Origin of the sequence: Lachnoanaerobaculum sp. OBRC5-5 (genome assembly GCF_000296385.1) — a bacterium.
Classification (GTDB): Bacteria; Bacillota; Clostridia; order Lachnospirales; family Lachnospiraceae; genus Lachnoanaerobaculum.
Genome location: NZ_JH815185.1, coordinates 1,702,477 through 1,725,428, shown reverse-complemented (window position 1 = coordinate 1,725,428; position 22,952 = coordinate 1,702,477). Strand labels below are relative to the sequence as shown.

The 22,952-nt window shown below is 37.2% G+C and carries 24 protein-coding genes and 3 pseudogenes; all 27 read left to right on the top strand.

Annotated features, from left to right (window positions below):
* Positions 1-4 precede the first annotated feature (4 nt).
* The 27 genes and pseudogenes from cysE to HMPREF1135_RS08095 all read left to right on the top strand — a co-directional run bounded on the left by cysE (position 5) and on the right by HMPREF1135_RS08095 (position 22,906).
* Positions 5-709 carry a serine O-acetyltransferase gene (gene cysE / locus HMPREF1135_RS08220; RefSeq protein ID WP_007594101.1) on the top strand — a complete coding sequence of 235 codons (705 nt, stop codon included), beginning with the start codon at positions 5-7 and terminating at the stop codon, positions 707-709.
* Positions 709-1,044, top strand: coding sequence for a GIY-YIG nuclease family protein (locus tag HMPREF1135_RS08215; protein ID WP_007594099.1), 336 nt, complete (start codon positions 709-711; stop codon positions 1,042-1,044). The genes cysE and HMPREF1135_RS08215 overlap by 1 nt, the downstream gene beginning before the upstream one ends.
* Positions 1,022-1,672, top strand: a complete 651-nt coding sequence (locus HMPREF1135_RS08210; protein ID WP_007594096.1) for an RluA family pseudouridine synthase — start codon at positions 1,022-1,024, stop codon at positions 1,670-1,672. The genes HMPREF1135_RS08215 and HMPREF1135_RS08210 overlap by 23 nt, the downstream gene beginning before the upstream one ends.
* Positions 1,673-1,770: 98 nt before the next feature.
* On the top strand, positions 1,771-2,352 hold the full coding sequence (locus HMPREF1135_RS08205) for a DUF3793 family protein (protein ID WP_007594085.1): 582 nt from the start codon (positions 1,771-1,773) through the stop codon (positions 2,350-2,352).
* 46 nt (positions 2,353-2,398) lie between these two features.
* A complete protein-coding gene (locus tag HMPREF1135_RS08200; protein WP_007594084.1) occupies positions 2,399-2,827 on the top strand; it encodes a flavodoxin in 429 nt (142 codons plus the stop codon).
* A 476-nt stretch (positions 2,828-3,303) separates the two neighbouring features.
* The gene (gene greA, locus HMPREF1135_RS08195; protein ID WP_007594083.1) at positions 3,304-3,786 is read left to right on the top strand and encodes a transcription elongation factor GreA; all 483 of its coding nucleotides are present in this window, start codon (positions 3,304-3,306) and stop codon (positions 3,784-3,786) included.
* A 9-nt stretch (positions 3,787-3,795) separates the two neighbouring features.
* Positions 3,796-5,745 (top strand): lysine--tRNA ligase, encoded by a 1,950-nt coding sequence (lysS, locus tag HMPREF1135_RS08190; RefSeq protein WP_007594082.1) that lies wholly within the window; start codon positions 3,796-3,798, stop codon positions 5,743-5,745.
* Positions 5,746-5,939: 194 nt separating this feature from the next.
* Positions 5,940-6,224, top strand: coding sequence for a CD1845 family protein (locus HMPREF1135_RS14170; protein ID WP_007594081.1), 285 nt, complete (start codon positions 5,940-5,942; stop codon positions 6,222-6,224).
* Positions 6,225-6,371: 147 nt separating this feature from the next.
* On the top strand, positions 6,372-7,085 hold the full coding sequence (locus tag HMPREF1135_RS08180; RefSeq protein WP_442852204.1) for a replication initiator protein A: 714 nt from the start codon (positions 6,372-6,374) through the stop codon (positions 7,083-7,085).
* The gene (locus HMPREF1135_RS08175) at positions 7,085-7,933 is read left to right on the top strand and encodes an ATP-binding protein (protein ID WP_007594079.1); all 849 of its coding nucleotides are present in this window, start codon (positions 7,085-7,087) and stop codon (positions 7,931-7,933) included. Before HMPREF1135_RS08180 ends, HMPREF1135_RS08175 begins: the two co-directional genes overlap by 1 nt.
* On the top strand, positions 7,930-8,415 hold the full coding sequence (locus HMPREF1135_RS08170; protein WP_007594077.1) for a PcfB family protein: 486 nt from the start codon (positions 7,930-7,932) through the stop codon (positions 8,413-8,415). The genes HMPREF1135_RS08175 and HMPREF1135_RS08170 overlap by 4 nt, the downstream gene beginning before the upstream one ends.
* Entirely contained in the window at positions 8,412-10,193 is a 1,782-nt protein-coding gene (locus HMPREF1135_RS08165; protein ID WP_007594074.1) for a VirD4-like conjugal transfer protein, CD1115 family, read from the top strand. The genes HMPREF1135_RS08170 and HMPREF1135_RS08165 overlap by 4 nt, the downstream gene beginning before the upstream one ends.
* A gap of 80 nt (positions 10,194-10,273) precedes the next feature.
* Positions 10,274-10,771, top strand: a complete 498-nt coding sequence (locus tag HMPREF1135_RS08160) for a tetratricopeptide repeat protein (protein WP_242824848.1) — start codon at positions 10,274-10,276, stop codon at positions 10,769-10,771.
* Between the two features lie 233 nt (positions 10,772-11,004).
* Positions 11,005-11,316 carry a hypothetical protein gene (locus HMPREF1135_RS08155; RefSeq protein WP_007594070.1) on the top strand — a complete coding sequence of 104 codons (312 nt, stop codon included), beginning with the start codon at positions 11,005-11,007 and terminating at the stop codon, positions 11,314-11,316.
* Positions 11,317-11,318: 2 nt separating this feature from the next.
* Positions 11,319-11,534 carry a Maff2 family mobile element protein gene (locus HMPREF1135_RS08150; protein ID WP_007594068.1) on the top strand — a complete coding sequence of 72 codons (216 nt, stop codon included), beginning with the start codon at positions 11,319-11,321 and terminating at the stop codon, positions 11,532-11,534.
* 12 nt (positions 11,535-11,546) lie between these two features.
* Positions 11,547-12,410 carry a VirB6/TrbL-like conjugal transfer protein, CD1112 family gene (locus tag HMPREF1135_RS08145; RefSeq protein ID WP_007594066.1) on the top strand — a complete coding sequence of 288 codons (864 nt, stop codon included), beginning with the start codon at positions 11,547-11,549 and terminating at the stop codon, positions 12,408-12,410.
* Positions 12,411-12,427: 17 nt separating this feature from the next.
* Positions 12,428-12,691, top strand: coding sequence for a hypothetical protein (locus HMPREF1135_RS08140; protein ID WP_007594064.1), 264 nt, complete (start codon positions 12,428-12,430; stop codon positions 12,689-12,691).
* A 3-nt stretch (positions 12,692-12,694) separates the two neighbouring features.
* Complete coding sequence (locus HMPREF1135_RS08135; RefSeq protein WP_007594062.1) at positions 12,695-13,042, top strand: PrgI family protein; 348 nt, start codon at positions 12,695-12,697, stop codon at positions 13,040-13,042.
* Positions 13,026-15,417: pseudogene (locus tag HMPREF1135_RS08130) on the top strand (VirB4-like conjugal transfer ATPase, CD1110 family). The gene HMPREF1135_RS08135 and the pseudogene HMPREF1135_RS08130 overlap by 17 nt, the downstream one beginning before the upstream one ends.
* A gap of 3 nt (positions 15,418-15,420) precedes the next feature.
* Positions 15,421-17,283: a C40 family peptidase gene (locus HMPREF1135_RS08125; RefSeq protein ID WP_007594057.1), complete on the top strand. Its 1,863-nt coding sequence runs from the start codon at positions 15,421-15,423 to the stop codon at positions 17,281-17,283.
* A 20-nt stretch (positions 17,284-17,303) separates the two neighbouring features.
* Positions 17,304-17,396: pseudogene (locus HMPREF1135_RS14165) on the top strand (conjugal transfer protein); the annotation flags it as partial.
* Positions 17,397-17,552: 156 nt separating this feature from the next.
* Positions 17,553-18,008 (top strand): IS200/IS605 family transposase, encoded by a 456-nt coding sequence (gene tnpA, locus HMPREF1135_RS08120; protein ID WP_007156859.1) that lies wholly within the window; start codon positions 17,553-17,555, stop codon positions 18,006-18,008.
* Positions 18,009-18,196: 188 nt separating this feature from the next.
* Positions 18,197-18,382, top strand: a pseudogene (locus tag HMPREF1135_RS08115) (conjugal transfer protein); the annotation flags it as partial.
* The gene (locus HMPREF1135_RS08110; RefSeq protein ID WP_007594044.1) at positions 18,372-19,244 is read left to right on the top strand and encodes a CD1107 family mobile element protein; all 873 of its coding nucleotides are present in this window, start codon (positions 18,372-18,374) and stop codon (positions 19,242-19,244) included. The pseudogene HMPREF1135_RS08115 and the gene HMPREF1135_RS08110, both read left to right, overlap by 11 nt.
* Positions 19,245-19,353: 109 nt before the next feature.
* Positions 19,354-21,066, top strand: a complete 1,713-nt coding sequence (locus tag HMPREF1135_RS08105; protein ID WP_007594042.1) for a DNA topoisomerase 3 — start codon at positions 19,354-19,356, stop codon at positions 21,064-21,066.
* Positions 21,067-21,107: 41 nt separating this feature from the next.
* A complete protein-coding gene (locus HMPREF1135_RS08100; RefSeq protein ID WP_051007201.1) occupies positions 21,108-22,061 on the top strand; it encodes a DNA cytosine methyltransferase in 954 nt (317 codons plus the stop codon).
* A gap of 47 nt (positions 22,062-22,108) precedes the next feature.
* Complete coding sequence (locus HMPREF1135_RS08095) at positions 22,109-22,906, top strand: hypothetical protein (RefSeq protein ID WP_007594031.1); 798 nt, start codon at positions 22,109-22,111, stop codon at positions 22,904-22,906.
* The last annotated feature ends 46 nt before the right edge of the window (positions 22,907-22,952 follow it).

The following is a 22,952-nucleotide window of genomic DNA, read 5'->3' as shown; positions in this document are numbered from 1 at the left end:
GATTATGTTTTTCAAAGATGTTTGGAAAGATGTACAGGCTGTAAAGGACAGGGATCCGGCAGCCAGAAGTGCGTTTGAAGTTTTATTTTTATATCAAGGCGTACATGCATTGATTATGCATAGAATTGCACATTGGTTCTATAAAAAGCACATGTTTTTTATAGCAAGATGGATATCACAGATTTCAAGATTTTTTACAATGATAGAGATACATCCGGGGGCTGAAATAGGCAGCGGAGTACTTATAGATCATGGTGCAGGTATTGTAATCGGAGAAACAGCGGTAGTTGGTGACAACTGTACACTGTATCAAGGAGTGACTCTTGGAGGTGTAGGAACCGCCAAAGGGAAAAGACATCCTACACTTGGAAAGAATGTAATGGTCGGTGCCGGTGCGAAAATACTGGGATCATTTGAGGTTGGAGACAATGCATCTATAGGAGCAAATTCGGTTTTATTAAAACCTCTTGAAAGTGATTCTACAGCAGTGGGTATTCCCGCAAAGCCTGTAAGATTAAACGGTCAGGTTGTTGAAAAGAAGCATAAACTGGCACAGGTAAATGCGGATATTTCAAAGCTTGCCGAGACCATAGATATAATGAATGAGAGAATAAGAAAAATGGAAGAACTGCTGAATCAAAACGGTATTGATACAAGCTGTCTGGAAGACGGTAGAGATACCACAGAGTTTGCCGATTGGGTAATCTAATGAAAGCAGAATTAAATACAGTAAGCAGACGATTGGGAGTCGGTTATTCGACTTTCGATTTGTCTGCTTTTTTAGAAGAAAAAGCATTTGTATATCTTTTGCGCTGCAATGATAACAGTTTATATTGCGGATGGACATCCGATATACCAAAAAGAATCAAAGCTCATAATGCCGGAAAAGGTGCTAAATATACCAGAGCAAAATTGCCCGTGGAATTGGTATATTTTGAGGTATATGCAGATAAAGTAGCGGCAATGCAAAGAGAATATGAAATAAAACAGTTAACGAAGCTTGAAAAGGAAATGTTGATAGATGAATCTGAAGATATTGTATGAAGATAAAGATGTAATAGTGACAGTAAAGCCAAGGGGAATATCGAGTCAATCAAGTAACAGTTTTGAAGAGGATATGGTCAGTCTGTTAAAAAAGCATATGGGAAAAGACGCCTATGTAGGAGTGATACATAGATTGGATAAGCCGGTATACGGAATAATGGTATACGGTAAGAATAAAAAAGCCACAGAAATCCTTTGCAATGAGCTTAGAAAAAAGAATATAGAAAAGACCTATGAAGCTTTGGTAGACGGCTTTCCTGAAAGTGATGAAGGAGAGCTTATAGACTTTATAAAGAAACTTGATAACAATGTAAGTAAGGTTGTTGAAAAGAGCACTGCAGGAGCTAAAGAAGCTGTATTAAAGTATAAAGTACTGGAGTCGTATAAGAAGGACGACAGATATATTACAAGACTTAGAATAAATCTTATAACCGGAAGACATCATCAGATAAGACTTCAATGTGCAAGTCACGGTTTTCCACTGTATGGGGATCACAAGTATAATAAAAGACTTACAAATGTTAAGCTGGATGAGGATAAAGTACTCTCTTTGGCGGCTGTAAACTTAAGCTTTAAGCACCCTAAAACAGGTATGGAATTAAATTATAAAATTAATGCAGATTTCTGAAAAAAAGTATTGACAAAGAACGTATAAAATGATAAAGTTAGGGAGTACTAACCAAGGGAAATAAATTTTCTTTAAGAATAAAGAAAACGGAGGTAGGTATGCCCGTTGATATAGTAAAAAGGCTTGCATCAAGCAGTGATGACAGTGTGGAGCTGAGACTCATCATTCAAAATGCGGCGGTATTGAAGGGGAAAAGAATTTCCGGGATGCTCTTTTTAAATGACAAAGAGTTAGCCATAATAAGTGAGAAACTAAGGAAAACAAGTATCAGCTTGATGATTCTTTGCACTTGTAAGAAGAGACATTTGGTTTTGATATACAGAGCAAAAGAACTTGAAGAGTATCTTAAAAGATCAGAGGTTAGTGACTATTTAAGAGGGTTTGGATATAGGAGAGATGATTTCATATCAAATCTTATCAGACTGCATCAGAGGATGAACGGTTTTTATAATAAAATTAAAGAGTTTCCTCATGAGGTGGGAGTATTTTTAGGATATCCTATATGTGATATAAAGGGCTTCCTTGAAAACAAAGGAGAGAGGTATCTACATAGCGGGTATTGGAAAATATATGGCAACTTGGAAGAGACCAGGGAAAAGTTTTTAAGCTATGATGAGGCTAGAGAGATTGCTATTGACGAGTTTTTAGCCGGAAACAGGCTTGAGAATATAGCTTGTTGATAATGATTTATATGCCTATAAAAATATTCTTTTAAGGAGTAAAAATATGGAAAAAGCAATTATCGTTTATTGGAGTTCAACAGGAAACACAGAAGCTATGGCAAATGTGATAGCTGAAGGAGTAAAGGCAGCAGGCGGAACACCTGAGCTTGTATTTGTAGACAGTGTTAATGTAGATGAATTACTTACACAGCCTGCATTTGCTATCGGATGTCCTGCAATGGGTGCAGAGGAGCTTGACGAGTCAGTTGAGAGCTTTGTATCAGAGATAGAAGGCAAGGTATCAGGTAAAAACATTCTTTTATTCGGTTCATATGACTGGGGCGATGGAGAGTGGATGAGATTATGGGTTGAGCGTATGCAAAATGCCGGAGCAAATATTATCGGTGGAGAAGGCATTATAGCAAACCTTGAACCTGATGATGATGCAAAAGCTGCATTGGAAGCTGCAGGAAAGCAGTTAGCTGCATTTTAATTTTTTTTGGTCTTACATTAGGACAACCTAATTTAAGATATGACAGTGAAAGCTGTCATAATATATAGTGTTGTGACGAAAGTCATCACACAAACAATATGGTGGTGAAAACTATCATATACTATCAAGTAAGACTTGAGCAACCTTATTTGATAATATACAGTGTTACACATATTGAAATTTCCTCTTACTTAAAAGACAGGCCTTGAGCAAGCCTGTCTTTTTCTTTGGTAAAATATATCATAGTATAAATTTATTGCCTTCAATTAAAGTGTTTTCGCTTGACATAAACGGTATGTCATAGTATAATCTCACGGAACTAGTTAGATTAAGTATTGAATTCGCCACATACGCCGGTATAGTGGTTTTTTTCTAATCTTAAAGTTTGATTGAAGTTGAAGTTTTGGCTTCAAAAATGAAAAATTAAGGACGGTTTTACTTAGTAAGAGTGAAATAGAAGTCAAAATGGAGGAAATATGGCAGAAAAAAAGCATATATTAACTTATGAGGGACTTAAGAACTTAGAGGATGAGTTACAGGATTTAAAGGTAAATAAGAGAAAAGAAATTGCTGAAAAGATAAAAGAGGCAAGAGAACAGGGTGATCTCTCAGAGAATGCAGAATACGATGCCGCAAAAGATGAGCAAAGAGATATAGAGGCAAGAATAGAGCAACTTGAGAACCTTTTAAAGAATGCTGAAGTTGTTGTAGAGGATGAAGTAGATCTGGATACAATCGGTATCGGATGTATGGTAAAGATTCTTGATAAAGAATTTGATGATGAACTTGATTTTAAGATTGTAGGTTCTACAGAGGCCGATTCACTTGCCGGTAAGATAAGCAATGAGTCACCACTCGGTAAAGCATTACTCGGTAAAAAAATCGGAGAAACAGCAGTTGTAGAAACACAGGCAGGTGTTTCGGAATATATGGTATTAGGAATACAAAGAGTATCTTAAGGAGGAAATATGGCAAATAGCAATGAACCAATGACAACAGAGGACCTGAATCATATTTTAAAGGCAAGAAGAGACAAACTTGCAGAGTTACAGGCGGCAAACAACGACCCTTTCTTTATCACAAAGTATGATGTAGAAAAGCATAGTGCAGATATAAAGGACAACTTTGAGGAATTAGACGGAAAAAGTGTCAAGATTGCAGGTAGACTTATGTCAAAGCGTGTCATGGGTAAGGCGTCATTTTGTCATGTACAGGATTTAAAGGGAAGAATACAGGCATATGTAGCAAGAGATTCTGTAGGAGAGGACGAATACAAGGCATTCAAGAAGCTTGATATCGGTGATATCGTAGGTGTTACAGGTGAAGTTTTCAAGACACAGACAGGTGAGATAAGCTTGCACGCTACAAAGGTAGAGTTGCTTTCAAAGAGCTTAAAGCCACTTCCTGAGAAATTCCACGGACTTACAGATACAGATACAAGATATCGTCAAAGATATGTGGATCTTATAATGAATGAGGATGTAAAAGACACATTTATAAAGAGATCAAAAATAATAACAGAGATTAGAAAGTTCCTTGACGGTCAGGGATTCATTGAAGTTGAGACACCTATGCTTGTAAGCAATGCAGGTGGTGCTGCCGCAAGACCTTTCAATACACATTTCAATGCTTTAAATGAAGATGTAAAGCTTCGTATTTCACTTGAGCTTTACCTTAAGAGACTTATTGTCGGTGGACTTGAGAGAGTATATGAGATAGGTAGAGTATTTAGAAACGAGGGCGTTGATACAAGACATAACCCTGAGTTCACACTTATGGAGCTTTACCAGGCATATACAGATTACCACGGTATGATGGATCTTACTGAAAATATGTTCAGATACCTTGCAGAAAAAGTTTGCGGTACTACTACAATACCTTATGCCGAGGCAATGATTGACCTTGGAAAGCCTTTTGAGAGAATTACAATGGTTGAGGCTATAAAGAAGTACTCAGGCATTGATTTTGACAGTATAGAGACAACAGAGGAAGCAAAAGCACTTGCAAAGGAAAAAGGTATTGAGTTTGAAGAGCGTCACTCAAGAGGTGATATCATCAATCTCTTCTTTGAGGAGTTTGTAGAGGAGAAACTCATACAGCCTACATTTGTAATGGATCATCCTATAGAGGTGTCACCGCTTACAAAGAAAAAGCCAAGCGATCCGAGATATGTAGAAAGATTTGAGCTCTTTATTTACGGTAGAGAGATGGCAAATGCGTACTCTGAGCTTAACGATCCGATTGACCAAAGAGAGAGATTCCAGGCACAGGAAGAAGCATTTGCAGCAGGAGATGAGGAAGCAAATCATACAGATGAAGACTTCTTAAATGCTCTTGAGATAGGAATGCCGCCTACAGGAGGTATCGGATACGGTATCGACAGACTTGTAATGTTGCTTACAAACTCACCTGCTATCAGAGATGTATTGCTCTTCCCCACGATGAAGTCTTTAGAGAAGAAAGATGAGGGAAATAGGGCATCTAAGGGTAATGGAAACGGAATTTGCGACCAAGTTGCGACCGTTCCAGAAAAGATTGATTTTTCAAACGTGAAGATTGAACCTCTCTTCGAAGAACAGGTTGACTTTGAGACTTTCAGTAAGTCTGACTTCCGTGCGGTAAAGGTAAAGGATTGCTTTGCCGTTCCAAAGAGTAAGAAGCTCTTACAGTTTACCTTGGACGACGGAACCGGTACGGACAGAACGATTCTTTCCGGCATTCATGACTTTTATGAGCCGGAAGAGCTGATTGGAAAGACCTTGATTGCTATCACAAATCTTCCCCCAAGAGCAATGATGGGCGTAGAGTCCCGCGGTATGCTACTTTCCGCTATTAATCAGAAGAAGGATAGTGATGAGGAAGAATTGCATTTGCTGATGGCAGATAACCATATCCCGGCAGGAGCAAAGTTGTATTAGTATTTTGTTTGTTATTGAAATATTTTGAAGACAAAGAGATTATGCCTTATGGCGGATGAAGTTAACTTCATCCGCCATTTTATATAAAAAAAGAATTGATGATTTACAAAGACTTGTTTCATCCCGTGTGCTATTATAAACTTAGTAATCGTATGTAGATGAATAGATAGTTAATTAAAGAAAAGAGGTTGCCTATGAGAATACTATTTAAGCTTGTCTTGTTTCCTATTAGTCTTCTATTATCGGTTAGCACCGCTTTTCTAACATTTTTGCTAAGTATAGGAACGGCTATCTTGTATTTATTGATGATTCTTTGCATTTTTGTAGCAATAGGTTCTTTTCTATTCTTTCAGGACGGAAAAGTTGCATTGGAGGCATTAATTGTTGGCTTTATCCTCAGTCCCTATGGATTACCTATGATAGGTGCAACAATTATTGCTTTCCTGGAAGTGCTAAATCAGAGAATACGATCTTTTTAAGAAAAGAGAAGTGAAGTTATATGAAGAAGGCGATAGAAAGTTCTATCGTCTTTTTTTATACCTAAAATTATGTAAAAAATAAAAAGGAGAGAAGATGTGGAGTTTGATTATTTTTATAACCGAGATGGTGAGCGATTTAGTTACTATATGCTTCCTAAGATTCTTGTGACTGATAGAAAGTTTCAATCCTTATCTTCAGATGCCAAGATTCTTTATGCCTGTTTACTTGAGAGAACGGCTTTGTCCTTCAAAAATAAATGGATTGATCAAGAGAATAGAATATACATCATTTTTACGTTGGAAGAGGTTATGGAAGTATTAGGTAGATCTAATAAAACAGCTGTAAAAGTTTTAAATGAATTAGATAACAGTACAGGAGGACTAGGGCTCATAGAGAGAAAGAAACAGGGTTTAGGAAAGCCAAATATCATTTATGTAAAGGATTTTCTTAGTATCATTTCTTCCGGAGGTAAAAACTACAGTTCAGAAGTGAAGAATATACATACAAGAAGTGAAGAACCTACACTTCAGGAAGTGAAGAAAATACACGGAACTAATTCTAATATTAATAAACATGAGGGTAATTATCCTGATTTTAGTTTTGGAAAAAAATCATATGGGATTTTTCAAAACGTTTATTTAAGAGATGAGGAAATAAAAGAATTGAAAGAAGTTCTAGTTAAGGATTTTTCAAACTATGTGGAAAGGTTGTCAGCATATCTTAAGAGTACGGGAAAGACTTACAAAGACCATAAGGCAACTATCCTTTCATGGTTTTATAAAGATCAGGGAAATCGGAGGGGAATAAAAGCTTCCAACATTCCCAGTTTGGAAGAATACGATAAAGGAGAGCATTTATAATGAGTGAAATGAAAAGGACTTGGATTGAGGGCGTGGAGTATTCCTACGATGCAAATGAAGAATATGAAAAGGATGGACATGTTTACTGTAAGACTTGTCATGAAAGAAAAGACGGAAAGATTTTGGAGTTCTTTGGTGGGAAGATGATTTGTCGTGTATCTTGTCATTGCGACAAACAGAGAGAAGAAAAAGAAGCTAAGAGACAGAAGCAATTGGAAATAGAACGTCTCAAGAGTAGTTGTTTTAGTTCCAGAGCTGAATGGGAGTACAGCTTTGAGAATTATCAAGGAGAAGAAAATCAAAGTCTTCTTATTGCCAAGAACTTTGTGAAGGATTATCAGCAAATGAAGAAGGAAAATATAGGACTTCTTTTTTATGGTTCTGTTGGAAGTGGAAAGACTTATCTTGCCTGTTCTATTGCCAACGCTCTAATAGAGCAATATCAAATTACGGTGAAGATTCGGAACTTTTCGCAGATTATGAATGAAATGCAAAAGTGTGGTTTTGACTTTGATAAGAATGCCTACATTGAATCTTTGGTTAATACTTCCGTACTGATTTTAGATGACTTGGGAATTGAAAGGGACACAAGCTATGCAAAGGAGCAGGTGTACAACATTGTGAACAGCCGGTACTTAAGAAGGAAGCCGACCATATTTACCACAAATCTATCTTATGACACTATTCAAAACTGTATAGAAAGTGTGGAGTATCAAAGAATTTACTCAAGAATTATAGAGATGTGTATTCCGGTTATGGTTGTAGGGCATGATTACAGGAAGCAAATTCAAAAAGAGAAGCTTTCTCGAAACAAAGAGCGATTATTGAGCGGAGGTGAAGGAACATGATCAATGAAGAAGTATCCGATAAAACCCTTAACTTAGAAATAAAGGCAGCTAAAATCACTGCAAAACTGATTATTCAGCAGATAAAGAAATTACTAAAAGAAGCTAAAAAATTTGGGGGAATGGAGAAATTTGTCAGTGAAAAGGGTAATGAAGTGAAGCTGAAGGACTTGGTTCAGAAAGGACAACTGGAAGAAATTGCTATTAGAGAAGAAGAGCTTAAAAGCCTGAAAAAAGAATTGAATAAATATGGTGTTAAGTTTTCTGTTATGAAAGATAAGAAGACAAAGCAGTATTCCCTATTTTTTCAAGCGAAAGATGTAAAAATCATGGATAAAGCATTTAAAAAGGTCCTGGCAGACTTGGAGAAAAAAACAGAAAGGAAGGAGTCTATCCATAAGAACCTTGAGAAGTTCAAAGAATTGGTTAAAAATACTATTTTCAAAGATAAAATCAAGAATAAGCAAAAGGAGCAAAGCCTATGATTGAGGAGATACTAAAGGATATCAGAGGCTTATTTAAGGTGCAGGATAAGGCAATATTTGTAAAGCAAAATATTCCCTATCTTGCATTTTTCTATTTAGGGAATATTTTTTCTCATCATATCAGAAGCTATACCGGCGGTGATGTGATAGATAAAACCTTGCAAGGATTATTGGAGCTTAACAGAATGAGCTTTTTCCCAAGTCTTTATCTTATTGACATTATCATGGGAATAGGGACGGCAGTTTTAATCAAATTTATTGTCTATACCAAAGGCAAAAATGCAAAAAAGTTTAGACAGGGGAAAGAGTACGGATCAGCTCGCTGGGGAAATAGGAAAGACATTGAACCGTACATGGACGAAAAATTTCAAAACAATATATTGCTTACCAAAACAGAGAGATTAAGCATGAATGGAAGACCAAGCAATCCAAAGTATGCAAGAAATAAAAATGTTCTTGTGATTGGTGGATCAGGATCCGGGAAGACAAGGTTTTATGTTAAGCCTAATCTTATGCAAATGCATTCTTCCTATTGCGTAACAGACCCGAAAGGGACGATAGTTCTTGAGTGTGGCAAAATGCTGGAAGATAATGGGTATGAAATTCGGATATTAAATACCATTAACTTCAAAAAAAGTATGAAATACAATCCTTTTAGCTATATCCATTCAGAAAAAGATATTCTGAAATTGGTGCAGACCATTATTGCCAATACCAAAGGAGAAGGAGAAAAGGCAGGGGAAGATTTCTGGGTGAAAGCCGAGAAGCTTTATTACACGGCTCTGATTGCCTATATCTACTATGAAGCGCCAAAAGAAGAAAAGAATTTTGCAACACTGCTGGACATGATAGATGCTTCAGAAGTCAGAGAAGACGATGAAAATTATAAAAATCCGATAGATAGGCTTTTTGAGGCATTGGAAAAGAAAGAACCAAGGCATTTTGCAGTGAAGCAATATAAGAAATATAAGCTTGCAGCCGGAAAAACAGCAAAGTCCATTCTTATCTCTTGTGGAGCAAGGCTTGCTCCCTTCGATATACAAGAACTAAGGGACTTAATGAGCGAAGATGAATTGGAGCTGGATTGCCTTGGAGAGAGAAAAACGGCACTCTTTGTCATTATCTCTGATACAGATGATACCTTTAACTTTGTGGTCTCCATTATGTACTCTCAGCTTTTTAATCTTCTATGTGACAAGGCAGATGATGTCTATGGAGGACGATTACCTGTTCATGTCAGGTTTCTCCTAGATGAGTTTGCAAATATCGGCTTAATCCCAAAGTTTGAGAAGCTTATAGCCACAATTCGTTCCAGAGAAATTTCTGCAAGTATTATTCTACAGGCACAATCTCAGCTGAAAGCTATTTACAAGGATAATGCGGATACGATTATTGGAAACTGCGATAGTACTTTATTCCTGGGAGGGAAGGAAAAGACTACATTAAAAGAATTTTCAGAAACTTTGGGAAAGGAAACCATTGACTTATACAATATCTCGGAAACCAAGTCCAATCAGAACAGCTTTGCCATGAACTATCAAAAGACTGGAAAAGATCTGATGAGTCAAGATGAGATAACAGTGATGGACGGTGGAAAATGTATCTTTCAACTTAGAGGTGTCAGACCTTTTTTCTCTGATAAATTTGATATAACAAAACATAAGAACTATAGGTTATTAGAGGACTATGATAAGAAAAATAGGTTTGATATAGAGAGGTATGTAAAGAGGAGAGGAAAGGTAAAGCTATGTCGATTAACACCTATTATTCATTTATAGTTTTTGATATAATTAAATACAAGTTATTAGAAACAGAAGTAATATTTATCACGGAGGTTTATGATGGGGGGGCGTCTACAATGGATGGAAAAGAAGAATATGATAAAGGGTTAGAACTGTTTTATTCTAATGATGTGGAAAAACAAAGAGAAGCATTAAATCATTTTTGTTTAGCAGCAGAAAAGAACCATGATGAAGCAATGCTATATGCTGGATGCATATTATACTATGGATGGCATGGAAGCTTACAAAATACTTCGAAGGCATTTAATTATTTTAAGAAAGCAGTCGACTGTGGCATAGATGGAGCTAAATATTATTTAGCAGAATGTTATTATAAGGGAAAAGGTGTTGAACCAAATATAGAATTAGCTGTTCAACTATTCGAAGAAGTAGCTGCACTGGGGAATCCCATTGCTGCTTATGCTGCTAATACATTAAGTGCTATATATACAAATGGTTATGGCAATATTACAAAAGACGAAAATAAAGCAATGATGTACAATGCCCAAGCACTACAAGCAAACGTTCCGGGTGCTGAGATTCAGTTTTTAAATGATTTTCCATCACAATCCTAATTCCAATTTGTAGTATTAAAATTCCCTATATCTTACAAGGTGATAGATTTTTTCCTATCGCCTTTTTTATTACCTAAAAGGAGGAAAAATGATAAGGAATAGAAGCCCTACCTAAAAAAATAAATATTAAGTTGATGAGCGATTGGAAAGAAACACTTCCAGTCGCTTTTTTTATTTTAAGCAAGTATCGCTCGTAAAACGTGCGGTATCTCATAGAAAAGGAGAATTTCTAAATGAAGGAAGAAATGATTAACATTAATGCCAATCTGCTCGATGAACCAAGCTTTACAAGTTTTGAAAGAGATAGCGAGAGAGTAGAGGCTGTCAATTTCACGCTTGTAAAAAAGTATGGGAAGGGTAAGGAATACATCAATTGCTCAGCCTACGGTGACAAGGTGGAGAAAGCAAGAGATTTTCAGAAAGGCGATCTGATTCATGTCTTTGGCTATTTTAAGGAGCGTGAAAAAGAAGGAAAGAAATACAGGAATTTTCTTGTAAAGTCTTACAACAAGATTGAAAAGAAGGAAGAAAACGAGGAGGATTAAATATGGATTTTTTTGTTCAGGCAGTCAATGTATTACAGATTTTGGTTATGGCAGTAGGAGCAGGACTTGGGGCATGGGGAGTCATTAACCTTATGGAGGGATATGGAAATGATAATCCAGGAGCAAAATCCCAAGGCATTAAGCAGCTTATGGCAGGGGGAGGCATTGCCCTTATCGGATTAAAACTAATTCCGCTTCTTGCCAATGTGATTAAGTAAAAGGGAGAGAGTATGTTTGAGATATTAGACAAGATAGAAGAGTTTTTCAGAGAGCTTCTACTGGGCAGTATCCAAGCAAACTTAGAGTCTATGTTCCTTGATCTAAACGATAAGGTTGGGTCAGTGGCAACAGATGTAGGACAAACGCCAATGGGCTGGAATAGTGATGTGTTTCAATTCATTAAAAGCATTAACGATACCGTCATTATTCCGATAGCCGGGCTAATCATAACAGCAATCCTATGTATTGAACTTATCAACATGGTTATGCAGAAAAATAATATGCAGGATACCGATACCTTTGAGTTTTTCAAATACATTATCAAGATGTGGATTGCTGTTTGGTTAGTGTCTCATTCCTTTGAGTTTTCCATGGCGGTTTTTGATGTGGCACAAAATATGGTCAATAAGGCAGCGGGAGTCATCAATACAACTGCTGTTGTATCAGGAGATGAAATTATCGCTATGGTGGATTCCATAAAGGGAAAAACGCTAGGGGAGCTTATAACGATTCTTTTTGAAATCTCTTTAATCAAAGTTGCCATGCAAGCAATCTCTATATTAGTCATGGTCATTGTCTACGGGAGAATGTTTGAAATCTATGTTTATGCTTCTGTCTCGGCAATTCCCTTTGCCACTATGGGAAATAAGGAATGGGGACAGATTGGAACGAACTACATTAAAGGCTTGTTTGCCTTGGGACTACAAGGACTCTTTATTATGGTTTGCCTTGGAATATACGCAGTGCTGGTAAAAACGATAGAAATCACGGATATGCACAAAAGCACGATGATGATTCTTTGCTATGCAGTTTTACTCGGGCTCATGATGCTAAAGAGCGGAACATTAGCAAAGAGTGTATTGAATGCACATTAGGAAAGAGAGGGAAGAAGATGAACAAAAGAAAAACTGGATTTTTAGTAGGAACAATGGTTTTGGCAGGTTTGGCAGTTATCAAATGGATTAGCCTAAATCAAAGACTGGAAGATTTAGAGGAGGTGAAGGAGAGTCTAATTGCTTCTCAAAATAATCTCCAGCTAACGCAGGAAAGACACAATAGAAGGACGGAAGGGGATATTGCAAGAATTCAGGAAGAAATTGGAGCAGTATATGAGCATATGGAAGAATTATCCAAGGAAAGAGCAGAGAGGATCTAAGCCATGGCGTATGTACCGATTCCAAAGGATTTAAAGAGAGTGAAAACAAAAGTTGCCTTTAATCTTACGAAAAGACAGCTTATCGGCTTTTCCATTGCAGGATTGTTGGGCTTTTCAGCCTATATCTTTGTACGGAAACTGGTGCCAAACGATATTGCCGTCCTGTTTTTGATTACCGCCACCCTTCCGGTATTTTTTATTACGCTTTTTGAAAAAGACGGCTTGGTTTTCGAACAGTATTTTAAGCTCATATATCTTCATAGGTTTTATCAGCCGGGGAAAAGGGTGAGAAAGGAGGTTTACCTTGCAGAACAAAAGAAGATTGCAAACAATCATGCTAAAGAAAAATAAAAGGGCATTAAAAAGAAGGCTACAGGAGAAAGACCATAGTAAGTTGACAGTTTCTAAAGCGAGCAAAGGATTTTTAACGTCGGTTCTTAAGAAAGAGCCAAAGCGTTACACCGTAGAAGATACATTGCCCTATATCAGACTTCTAAAAAATGGCATTTGCCAGCTTGATGAAAGGCATTTTAGTAAGACTATTTCCTTTCAGGATATTAACTACCAGCTTGCCTTAGATGAGGACAGAGACTTGATTTTTAATCAGTTTGCCAATTTCCTAAATTCCTTTGATCCAAGTGTTGCCATAGAGTTTTCCTATATCAATCAGATTGGAAGAAATGAGGAAGTTCAAGCGTCTATGCAGATACCGGATCAGCATGATGGATTTGATGCCTTAAGACTGGAGTTTAGGGAAATGCTAAAAAGCCAGATTGTAAAAGGAAATAATGGACTGAAAAAGGCAAAGTACATCAGCTTTACCGTAGAAGCCGATAATTTGGAACAGGCAAGTGCCATGCTGGAAAGACTGGAAATTGACATTTTATCAGGCTTTAAAAATATGGGAGTTCGGGCAGAAAGCCTAAATGGAGAAGAGAGACTGAAGATTTTACATGATATGCTAAATCCGGATAAGAACTTTTCCTTTTCTTACAAGGATTTAAAGAAAAAGGAAAGCACGAAGTCCTATATAGTTCCCGATATGTTTAACTTTACACCGAACAGGTATTTTAAGTTTGGTAAGTTTATTGGGGCAACAAGCCATTTTCAAATCCTTGCCAGTGAGCTTTCTGACCGTATGCTTTCTGAATTTTTGGATATTGATGACAATATCACTGTATCATTCCACATTCAGGCGATTGATCAGTCGGAAGCAATCAAGATGGTAAAAAGAAAGAATACTGACCTTGATAAAATGCGAATTGAAGAAAATAAAAAGGCAGTAAGAAGTGGTTATGATATGGATATTTTGCCATCAGACCTAGTCACTTATGGGGAAGATGTAAAGAGCCTTTTAAAAGATTTACAGACAAGAGATGAGAGAATGTTTGTGGTAAGCATTGTCTTTTTTAATTTCGGAAAAACAGTGCAGAAGCTTGAGAATACAATCGCAAAGATTAGTTCCATTGCCAACAAACATAACTGTAAGATTAAGAGACTGGATCATGCTCAAGAACAGGGCTTAGTGAGTGTCCTTCCTCTTGGGCTAAATCAGATGGAAATCAATAGGAGCTTAACTTCTTCTTCCACGGCAGTATTTATTCCTTTTACAACGGAGGAGCTTTTTATCAATTCTGAAAATAGTCTTTATTATGGGCTGAACGCCCTTAGTCATAACCTGATTATGGCAGACAGAAAAAAGCTGAAGAACCCTAATGGACTTATCTTAGGAACACCGGGTAGCGGTAAATCCTTCAGTGCCAAAAGAGAAATGGCAAATGCCATTTTGATTACCAATGATGATGTGATTATTTGTGATCCTGAGGGAGAGTATGGAAATCTTGTGAAACAGTTTCATGGAGAGGTGATTAAGGTAAGCAGTAAGTCTAAAGACTATCTGAATCCCCTGGATATTAACATGAACTATGGAGACGGAGATGCACCATTAAAGGATAAGGCAAACTTCATTATGTCTATGCTGGAGCTTGTGGTAGGAGGGAGCGGGCTTACGGCAGAGGAAAAGTCGGTTATTGACCGTTGTCTTCCGAAAATCTATGAAAAGTATTTTGAAAATCCGTGTGCAGAGAATATGCCGATTTTACAAGACCTTTACGATATGCTGAAAGGGCAGGAAGAAAAAGTAGGAAAGAAACTGGCAACGGAAATGGAAATCTATGTATCAGGAAGCCTGAATGTCTTTAACCATAGATCCAATGTAGACTTAAACAAAAAGCTTCTTTGCTTTGATATTAAAGAGCTTGGCAGCCAATTAAAGAAAATCGGTATGCTGGTTATTCAGGATCAGGTCTGGAACAAAGTTTCTTTGAACAGAGGAAATAAGGCCACAAGATATTATATTGATGAGTTTCATTTACTGCTAAAAGAAGAGCAGACTGCTTCCTATTCTGTAGAGATTTGGAAGAGGTTTCGTAAGTGGGGCGGTATTCCGACAGGCATTACGCAGAATGTGAAAGATTTACTGATGAGTAAGGAAATAGAGAATATTTTCGATAATACAGATTTTGTTCTCATGCTTAATCAGGCTTCGGGAGATTTTAGCGAAGAAACTGAAAATTTCTGTACCGCAACTTCGTTATGTCACGAATTCCAATGAAGGAGAGGGGCTTCTTTTCTTTGGAAATACTATTGTGCCGTTTCTGGATAAGTTTCCAAAAGATACGGTTCTTTATAAGAAGATGACCACTAAGCCGGAAGAGCAGGGGTAGCCTATGAGGAAAAGAGCCGAAAAGGATTTTCGGGAGAAGATTCTTCATAATCATGAACGCTTTCAAGATAAGGTACGAAGAAAAGATAGTAAGTTGGTTTTAGGGAAGGATATTCCTAAAAAAGATAATCCAAAAGCTGAGGGAAGTTCCAATAAAAAGAAGTTAATTAAAGGTATTGGGAAAGAAAGACAAAAAAGAGCAGAGCATAAAAGGCGGAACTTTACCGAGAATCTCTATACAAGAAACAGGGAAGCAACGACAGGAGAAAAGCTTCCTTCTAAAGAAAAAGAAGACTCTGAGGCACTGAATGCAGTTAAAGAGAAACTTACAAAGACAGGGAAAAAACAAGTTTCGAAAAAGCCAAAGGCTGCAAAAAAGAAAAAGAATTTATCATATCTTAAAAGTTTTTCCAAGGGAAGTGAGGTGGTAAGAGACTACTTATCCCAGGGGAGTGAGGACAATCAAGGCGTTGAAACAGGAGAAAAGACAGCTGATTTTAGTGCAAAGCTCATTCGGGGGACAAGGCGATATGCAGAGAAGAAAAGAGATAGGAAAGCCTTTCGACTTGAAAAGTACAATAGGAAGACCAAAGAACGAAATTCCAAGCTTATTTTTGAAGAAAGTGAAGGTGCAAGGAAAGCTTCAGATGATTCTCAAAGGATAAATGCCTATAAGCGTTTTCAAAAGAAAAGGCAAATGAAAGAAAGCATACAGAGTAAATATAAGACAAGACTTAGGGATAGGCTGAAAGAAGGACTGCTCGGAGCGATTAAAAGCTCAAAAGAGGTCATGATAAGAAATGCCAAGGGCTTCATGCTTATCTTTTTAAGTCTTATTATTTTGGGGACATTCCTTATGAATTTTTCCGTAATGTCCTTGTCCGGCATGATGAATTCTTCCAGTGGTGTACTTAGTACAAGCTATTTATCGGATCCGAATGTCCTTACGGAAGTCAATCAGCAATTTGAAAGCATGGAAGAAGGATTGCAGGACGAGATGAATTCCGTGCAGAAGAATCACCCAGGCTACGATGAGTATATTATTCAGAAAGATAAAGAGATCGGGCACAATGTGCATGAGCTTTTATCCTATGTTACTTCACGATATGGAGAGGTAAAAAAGGCAAGAGATGTTGAAGATATCCTGAAGGATCTTTTTCAAAGAATATACAGTCTATCGTATCGGGAAAAGATAGAAATCAGATACAAAACAGTTAAGGAGACTTATGTAGACAGGGAAGGAAAAATACGAAGTAGAAGCAGGTTAGTGCCTTATGAGTATAAAAAGCTGTTTATAAGCTTAAAGAAAAAAGAGATGGATACTGTCATTAGGGAGATATTTGAAAAGCATCCGAATAATGTAAGCCACTATGAATCCTTACTTTCTGCAAAAGGAAATATGGAATCCTTTTTTGGCAGTGGAAATGCAAATACTTCCGAGTTGATTTTAAATCCTGATTTCGAAAATCCGGGAATTGCTTTCAATGAAGAGTCTATTAAAGCCTTATTTAGTGAAGCAGAGAAACATATCGGAAAGAAATATGTCTTTGGAGCAAATGGGCCGAACAACTTTGACTGTTCGTCCTTTGTGTGCTGGAGCTTTACCCATTCCGGGGTAAAAAATATGCCTAGGACAACGGCTTACGATATTTACAAATCCTACTGTAAGCCCATTTCCAAAAGTGAAGCAAAGGCCGGAGATATCATTTTCTTTAAAAACACCTATAAAAGCGGTACGCCCATTTCCCATGTCGGAATCTATGCAGGAGACGGCATGATGATTCATGCCGGAAACCCGATACGCTTTGTTAGTATCAATACACCATACTGGAAGGAGCATTTTTTTGGTTTTGGAAGAGTTCGTTAAGTGGAGAAAGGACGGATAAAGTGAATAAGGAACTTATTTTAGTGAAAAATAAAATACAAAGATTAAAGGATAAAAGGGCTCTAATTGATGAAAAATTAGAGCCTTTATTAATGGACTTTAGCCAGTATCGGAGCTGACATTTGAAAAATGTTAGCTCTGATACAAAAAACCACCCGCTATGCGGGTGGGAAACACTTGTTATACAAAAATCACCTTTCCTAATACAATAAAGTTGTTCAAGCTATATTGCAGAAAAGGAAGGTGATTTTATGGCGAAGAAAGAATATGCATTAGCACATACGAAATGGATGTGTAAATATCATATTGTCTTCACACCGAAGTATAGGCGAAAAATAATATATTATCAATATAAGTCAGATATTCGGGATATTATCAAGCAACTCTGCGCCTTTAAAGGAGTGGAGATTATAGAAGGGCATTTAATGCCGGACCATGTACACATTCTGGTTAGTATTCCACCTAAGATAAGCGTTTCTTCTTTTATGGGCTATTTAAAGGGAAAAAGTGCTTTGATGATATTTGATAAACACGCAAATCTTAAATACAAATTTGGGAACAGACATTTCTGGGCCGAAGGCTATTATGTCAGTACAGTAGGTCTAAATGAAGCCACAATAAAAAAGTATATCCAAGATCAAGAAAAACACGATATAGCTTTGGATAAACTAAGTGTTAAAGAATATGAAGACCCTTTTAAGGGTTAAAGTGCAGTAGTACCAATACCCCTTTATGGGGTAGCGACGAGTCAAACGCAATATGGCTTGAATGGAGCTGTGGGAAGGTGCAAAGCAAACTTCCCATAGCCCAAAATGAAAGCCAGCGCCTTTAGACGCTGGCCAGTAGCAGGGGCTTATAGCCTCGAGCAAACCACCCGTTTGACGGGTGGTAGTGATTTATTCGGGAAGAGGAACTTGAAAATGAAGAAATTATTGCGATATGCAGAAGCAATAAGATTACGATTGCTGACTTGATGGAAAAGCTAAGAAAAGAAAGAAGTGACGGGAAAATGCAAAGCGAAGAAAGAATGCAAAGTGAGATGTTTAAGGAAAGAATAAAGGAGAATGGCGATGAAAACTAAAAAGTGGAGAAGACTTATTGTGGCTACTGTACTTTCTACCATGCTGACCATGCATGGATTTTCCATGCTGTCCTATGCTCAGGTTAATGAGCAGGAGGCTACAGAGGGAAGCGTAGCTGCAGAGGGAAATAATGCAGAGACTACAGTCACCCAGGAAGTAAAGGAAGAAATAGAGAGAGAAGTACGCTTTCCCAACAAACTGGAGGCAAAAGATCCTGAAAATGGAAAGCAGGGGAGCAACGAAGAAAAAAGTACCAATAAAGGGATTGCCACCTTACCGGGAGAGGCTAGGGCAACAGTTACGGAGGATGTTGATAATGCCAACAATGCCTATCCGATTCATCATGGAAACGAAACAGAAGCGAATGACCAATTTTCTGCTGATGCCAGACAGTTTATTAGCTTTAAGACTAAGAGCGGAAAAGTATTTCATCTGATTATTAACCATGATGAGCAAGATCAAAATGTAATGCTTCTTACGGAAGTTTCGGAAGATGATTTGTTAAATATGGTAGAACAGAAAGAAAGCAAGCCGGCGATTACAAAAGAGGATCCGGAAAAAGAGGAAAGTAAGGAAGAGCAAAAGCCAAAGACAATGGAAGAAAACGGGAGCATGGGAAGCTATGTTTTACTGATTTTTGTAGTGGTTTTAGTTATGGCAGTTGCCTATTACTTTAAGGTAGTAAAAAAGAAAGAAGCAGAGGCGGTAGAAAGCCTTGAGGAAGAAGATGACTTCTTCTCAGAAGCAGATAGTAATGAAGAAAGCGAAATAGAGGATAGAGAAGGAGGAGTAATGGAAACAGAGTTAGAAGACATGGATAAGGAAGAAGCAGAGACGGAAGACTATGAGGAAGAGGAGTAAAACTTGGAACTTTAGTCGATACGTTTAGAAAGAATGTTTTATGGATTACAGGGTGGAAGAATAATCATACTTCCACCCTATTTTTTTGAAAAAAGGAGTAAGAAAAGATATGAAATTAGTGATTGCAGAGAAGCCTTCAGTTGCCCTGTCCATTGCCAAAGTCTTAGGAGTGAATGATAAAAAAGATGGTTATGTGGAGGGAAATGGATACAAAGTTTCCTGGTGTGTTGGGCATTTAATCCAAATGGCAAATCCTGATGCCTATGATAGTAGGTATGCAAAATGGAATATGGAAGATTTACCGATTTTCCCCCAAAATTATAAATATGAGGTCACAAAGACGACTAAGAAACAGTTTTCCATTTTGAAAAAGCTGATGAATGAAAGCAGTGTTGACACGATTATCAATGCCTGCGATGCTGGACGAGAGGGAGAAGCCATTTTCAGATTGGTTTACATTGAAGCGACTTGCAAAAAGAAGGTGGAAAGACTTTGGATTTCTTCCATGGAAGACAGTGCTGTTAGAGAGGGCTTTGCAAATCTAAGAAAGGGAGAGGGCTATGATTTCCTTTTTGCTTCAGCTCAGGCAAGAGCCATTGCGGATTGGCTGGTGGGCATGAATATCAGTAGACTGTATTCCTGCCTTTATCAGCAAAACTATTCCGTAGGACGTGTTCAGACACCAACCCTTGCCATGATTGTAAAACGAGACGATGAAATCGCTCATTTCAAAAAAGAAAAGTACTATACCGTGGAGCTTCTAGTCGATGGCTTTTCTTTGTCAAGCGAAAGAATAGATGATGTAGAGACTGCAAAGCGACTAAAAAACAAGGTCGGAAATACAATTCAAGTGAGTGATGTTACGCAGAAAGAAAAAATCACTAATCCGGAATTGCCATTTGATCTTACGACTTTGCAAAGAGAGTGTAACAAGTTCTTTGGATACAGTGCAAAACAAAGCCTTGACTATGCACAAAGCCTTTATGAGAAGAAGTTTATCACTTATCCAAGAACAGACAGCAGATGCCTTACAGAAGATATGATTACAAGTACCGTCAATAACATTTTGGGCAAAAACGATTTTGATGCAGGTCGTATCAAGACGGTATTTAACTCTAAAAAGGTTACGGATCACCACGCTATTATTCCAACTATTAGTTCCTTGCAAAAGGATTTATCGAAACTTCCTGAAAGTGAAGCAAAGGTATACCGGCTTATCCTAAACAAGCTTCATGCGAGCTTAGGATATCCCCTTAAAGAAAGTCTCACCAAAGTAGTAGCGGAAGTAGAAGGATTTTCCTTTAGCTGTACAGGGAAGGTAATTATAGAAGAAGGCTTTACGAAGTATCTGAAAGAATATAAGGCGAAGAAGAGCGAGGAACTTGTCTTACCAAGTGTTTCGAGTGGAGACATTTTACATCTTGAAAGTTCAGAGCTTAGAGAAAAATATACTGCAGCACCGAAGCATTATACGGAAGATACCCTTTTAAAGGCAATGGAACTTGCAGGGACGGAAATGATAGACAAGGCTGTAGAAGTAGAACGAAGAGGCTTAGGAACACCAGCAACAAGAGCAGGAGTTATTGAAAACCTAATTTATAAAGGTTTTGTGGAAAGAGATAAAAAGAACTTACTGGCTACGCATAAAGGCATTAACCTAATCACGATTGTTGCGGAAAAGTTCAAATCGGCAGAAACCACTGCGAAGTGGGAATTGGAGCTTTCAGACATTGCTTCCGGGAAAGAGAGTAAGGAAGAATTTCTTCGGAGAATTGAAAAAGAGATTCAAAGTCTGGTGGAACAATATAGAAACAGCATTTAGGGGAACGAGAGAAAATCTTGTTCCCTTTTTTATTGGAGGTGATGAAGATAGAAACATTGAATGTATTGGAGCTATTCGGAGGCATCGGAGCTATTCGAAAGGCATTGATTCGGCAAAAAATACCGCATAAAGTTATAGACTATGTGGAAATTGATAAGAATTGCGTGAAAAGCTATAACGCCTTGTATAATGCAGATTTTAAGCCAAAGAGCATTATTGGCTACAATCCCTCGAAGCAAAGAATTGATTTACTCATGCATGGAAGTCCATGCCAGGATTTTAGCAGAGCCGGTTTAAAGCAAGGAGGAAAAAAGGGGAGTGGCACAAGAAGCAGTCTTTTATTTGAGACGATACGGATTATTGAAGAAATGAATAGTAGACCTCGGATAGTCATCTGGGAAAATGTAAAGGGAGTTCTCGATAAGAATTTGAGGGCTTCCTTTTTTCATTATTTAACAGAAATGGAAAGTCTGGGCTATGAAAATATATATGCAATCCTAAATGCTATGGATTTTGGAATCCCTCAAAAAAGAGAGCGAATCTTTGTGGTAAGTATGTTCGGAAAAAATGATTTTGATTTTTCCAAGCTGAAGTCCGTTCCTACAAGAGATATATCCGAATTTTTGGAAGAAGGTGTTTCAGAGAAATATGAGGTAAGACAGGAGTCCATGCTTTGCTACTTAAGAGGACAGCCTAAAAATAAGAACTTCAAGGGTAAGCTTAATGTGATAGATAAATATGCTTATACCATCACTACAAAGCAGGTAAGAATCCCTAATTCCGGGATTGTAGATTTAAAGAATGGAAAGTATCGCTATCTTACAGAAAAGGAATGCTTCAGACTTATGGGCTTTGATGAAGAAGACTTTGAAAAGCTTAGGACGGTATTTCCTGAGAGAAAAGGTATGACTTCATCTATCCTATATAAACAGGCAGGAAATAGTATTGTGGTGAATGTGTTGGAGGGGATTATAAGATTGATTTTGCACAATTAAACTGCTATTATATATACACGCTTTGATATAAAATAGGAGAATACGAAATGTCAAATATTAATAATGACCCAAGGAAATCAGAAGCAGATTATCCTAATTGGAATGCAGAAATGATTTATCTGAAATACAGAGAAAAGTATAATCAAATAGTTAGCGATGGTCAAAAACAAAGTGGAAAATCATTTATAGAGACTGTCATTAGATTCATAGGAAAAATAATTAAATGTACTTTCGGGAAAATCCCTAAATGTTTACAAAAATATTTTTTTGGAGATTTTTTTTGTTGTATTTTTGTTACCTTATCTATAGTTTGTTTACTTGAAATGAACCTTGAGGATGAAACAAACAGAGAAATTATTATTTTCTGGTTACTTCTAATTGTTTGGAGAGTTTTGAGGCGTTATTTCAAAACTTTTGATCTAAAGAAGAAAAAAATAGCAAATGAGGCTTTAGACAACATGTTTGGTCAGCCGAAGAATGTTCTTACAGATCGTGCTATTAGCGAAATTTATGACTTCAGTATGACATTCGAAGATGAACTGGCATCAGATTTAAAACAATTTGGAAAGTCTATTGTTCTTATTTTTTCTATTGCTATTCTACCCAATATACTCCCTATGATAAGTAGTGGATTAAAGACAAATACGGTAGGGAACATATTTGTGGCTAAACCTGAAGAAAAGTTTCAAATGTTTTTATTATTAATTGATATTGGCCTATATTTGTATAATCTATTCTATTGGCAGTATAAGAGCCTTAATCAGAATTTGGATCTTTACAAAGAGGTGTTAAAAGAAAAAAAATTAACGTTAGTTTTAAAGAATGAAGGAATTACTCAGTTATAATCTCAAAAAAGGCGATACTCCATCGCCCTTTTTTATTGCAAAAAAA

Bases quoted from the DNA above. Each gene is read 5' to 3' on its own strand.
- cysE (WP_007594101.1), top strand. From the start codon at position 5: ATGTTTTTCAAAGATGTTTGGAAAGATGTACAGGCTGTAAAGGACAGG.
- HMPREF1135_RS08215 (WP_007594099.1), top strand. From the start codon at position 709: ATGAAAGCAGAATTAAATACAGTAAGCAGACGATTGGGAGTCGGTTAT.
- HMPREF1135_RS08210 (WP_007594096.1), top strand. From the start codon at position 1,022: ATGAATCTGAAGATATTGTATGAAGATAAAGATGTAATAGTGACAGTA.
- HMPREF1135_RS08205 (WP_007594085.1), top strand. From the start codon at position 1,771: ATGCCCGTTGATATAGTAAAAAGGCTTGCATCAAGCAGTGATGACAGT.
- HMPREF1135_RS08200 (WP_007594084.1), top strand. From the start codon at position 2,399: ATGGAAAAAGCAATTATCGTTTATTGGAGTTCAACAGGAAACACAGAA.
- greA (WP_007594083.1), top strand. From the start codon at position 3,304: ATGGCAGAAAAAAAGCATATATTAACTTATGAGGGACTTAAGAACTTA.
- lysS (WP_007594082.1), top strand. From the start codon at position 3,796: ATGGCAAATAGCAATGAACCAATGACAACAGAGGACCTGAATCATATT.
- HMPREF1135_RS14170 (WP_007594081.1), top strand. From the start codon at position 5,940: ATGAGAATACTATTTAAGCTTGTCTTGTTTCCTATTAGTCTTCTATTA.
- HMPREF1135_RS08180 (WP_442852204.1), top strand. From the start codon at position 6,372: ATGCTTCCTAAGATTCTTGTGACTGATAGAAAGTTTCAATCCTTATCT.
- HMPREF1135_RS08175 (WP_007594079.1), top strand. From the start codon at position 7,085: ATGAGTGAAATGAAAAGGACTTGGATTGAGGGCGTGGAGTATTCCTAC.
- HMPREF1135_RS08170 (WP_007594077.1), top strand. From the start codon at position 7,930: ATGATCAATGAAGAAGTATCCGATAAAACCCTTAACTTAGAAATAAAG.
- HMPREF1135_RS08165 (WP_007594074.1), top strand. From the start codon at position 8,412: ATGATTGAGGAGATACTAAAGGATATCAGAGGCTTATTTAAGGTGCAG.
- HMPREF1135_RS08160 (WP_242824848.1), top strand. From the start codon at position 10,274: ATGGATGGAAAAGAAGAATATGATAAAGGGTTAGAACTGTTTTATTCT.
- HMPREF1135_RS08155 (WP_007594070.1), top strand. From the start codon at position 11,005: ATGAAGGAAGAAATGATTAACATTAATGCCAATCTGCTCGATGAACCA.
- HMPREF1135_RS08150 (WP_007594068.1), top strand. From the start codon at position 11,319: ATGGATTTTTTTGTTCAGGCAGTCAATGTATTACAGATTTTGGTTATG.
- HMPREF1135_RS08145 (WP_007594066.1), top strand. From the start codon at position 11,547: ATGTTTGAGATATTAGACAAGATAGAAGAGTTTTTCAGAGAGCTTCTA.
- HMPREF1135_RS08140 (WP_007594064.1), top strand. From the start codon at position 12,428: ATGAACAAAAGAAAAACTGGATTTTTAGTAGGAACAATGGTTTTGGCA.
- HMPREF1135_RS08135 (WP_007594062.1), top strand. From the start codon at position 12,695: ATGGCGTATGTACCGATTCCAAAGGATTTAAAGAGAGTGAAAACAAAA.
- HMPREF1135_RS08125 (WP_007594057.1), top strand. From the start codon at position 15,421: ATGAGGAAAAGAGCCGAAAAGGATTTTCGGGAGAAGATTCTTCATAAT.
- tnpA (WP_007156859.1), top strand. From the start codon at position 17,553: ATGGCGAAGAAAGAATATGCATTAGCACATACGAAATGGATGTGTAAA.
- HMPREF1135_RS08110 (WP_007594044.1), top strand. From the start codon at position 18,372: ATGAAAACTAAAAAGTGGAGAAGACTTATTGTGGCTACTGTACTTTCT.
- HMPREF1135_RS08105 (WP_007594042.1), top strand. From the start codon at position 19,354: ATGAAATTAGTGATTGCAGAGAAGCCTTCAGTTGCCCTGTCCATTGCC.
- HMPREF1135_RS08100 (WP_051007201.1), top strand. From the start codon at position 21,108: ATGAAGATAGAAACATTGAATGTATTGGAGCTATTCGGAGGCATCGGA.
- HMPREF1135_RS08095 (WP_007594031.1), top strand. From the start codon at position 22,109: ATGTCAAATATTAATAATGACCCAAGGAAATCAGAAGCAGATTATCCT.